The sequence below is a fragment of the Mesorhizobium sp. M00.F.Ca.ET.216.01.1.1 genome (assembly GCF_004010325.2).
GTDB lineage: Bacteria > Pseudomonadota > Alphaproteobacteria > Rhizobiales > Rhizobiaceae > Mesorhizobium.
Map to the genome: position 1 here is coordinate 1 of NZ_SADR02000383.1, position 317 is coordinate 317.

General features: G+C 67.5%; 1 protein-coding gene. It reads left to right on the plus strand.

Going from position 1 to position 317, the window contains the following annotated elements; genetic code table 11:
- On the plus strand, positions 1-317 hold a 317-nt coding region (locus EN859_RS36590), incomplete at both ends, for an ATP-binding cassette domain-containing protein (RefSeq protein ID WP_135913705.1).

Consider the following 317-nt stretch of genomic DNA (forward strand, 5'->3'; position numbering starts at 1 on the left):
TCGTCGCCATGGCGGCCGACGGCCACCGCTGGGGCCTGCCTCACGCGGACGCGAAAACCCGCGCGGACGTCGAGCGCGTGCTGGAACTGGTCGACGGCCGCAAGCTCGCGGAGCGGCCGCTCTCCGAATTATCCGGCGGCGAGCGCCAGCGTCTGCTGCTCGCGCAATGCCTGCTCGGCGCGCCAAAGCTGCTGTTGCTCGACGAGCCGTTGATCAGCCTCGATCCGCATCATCAGAAAAGCGTGGTGGAACTCGTGCGCCGCGTGCAGCAGGAGCTCGGCATTGCGGTGCTGTTCTCGGCGCATGAATTGAATCCG